General features: G+C 74.6%; 1 protein-coding gene. It reads right to left on the minus strand.

Annotated elements, in window-relative coordinates:
* Positions 1–900, minus strand: a 900-nt coding sequence (locus ACFPL3_RS42000) for a site-2 protease family protein (protein ID WP_379591041.1), incomplete at both ends; no start/stop codon positions are given.

Genomic DNA, 900 nt, shown 5'->3' on the forward strand with positions numbered 1-900 from the left:
CGGCGAGGTCGGCGAGGGTGAGCCAGCCGATGGGCTTTCCCTGGAAGTCGATCACCGGGAAGACCTCGGCCTGCGGTGCCGCCGGCCCGAGCAGGTGGTCGATCAGCGCCGTGACCGTCCACCAGCCCGGCGCGAAGGACGGTTCCCGGCGCATCAGGTCCGAGGCGACGAGACCGGCGAGCCGCTCGGTCATGACCCCGTGCACCCGCTCGCCCGCCGCCGCACCGGTGAGGAACCAGCCGACGAGCACCAGCCACAACCCGTCGAGCCGGCCGTTGAACAGGAGCAGGACCCCCAGCCCGGCCACCACCGCGCCCAGGAACTGGCCGGCACCGGCCGCGCTGCGCGTCGCGAGTTCCCGGTCGCCGGTGCGCCGCCACACCAGCCCGTGCAGCACCCGCCCGCCGTCCAGCGGTGTTCCGGGCAGCAGGTTGAAGATCCCCAGCATCAGGTTCACCGTGGCCAGCCACACCAGCACGGCGGTGACGAGAGCCTGCGCGCCCACCGCGGCCGCGGCCCAGCCCGCGGCGCCGAAGATCCCGGCGAGACCGAGGCTCACCAACGGCCCGACCAGCGCGACCCGGATCTCCGTTCCCGGGCGCTCCGGCTGCTCGACCAGCTCCGACACCCCACCGAGCAACCAGAGGGTGATGGAGCGGACCCCGAGGCCCGCACGGCGCGCGACGATCGCGTGCGCCACCTCGTGCGCCAGCAGCGACAGCGCGAACACCGCCGCGCCGGCGGCGCCCGCGAGCAGGTAGGTCGCGGGGGTGTGGCCCGGCGCCATGCCGGGCAGGACGTTCAGCGCGAGCAGCTCGCCCAGCAGCACCACGACGACGAGCGCCGACCAGTGCGCGCCGACCGGGATGCCGTCGATCCGGCCGAACGAGATCGTCGCCT

Source organism: Pseudonocardia zijingensis (assembly GCF_042657305.1).
Lineage (GTDB): Bacteria > Actinomycetota > Actinomycetes > Mycobacteriales > Pseudonocardiaceae > Pseudonocardia > Pseudonocardia zijingensis.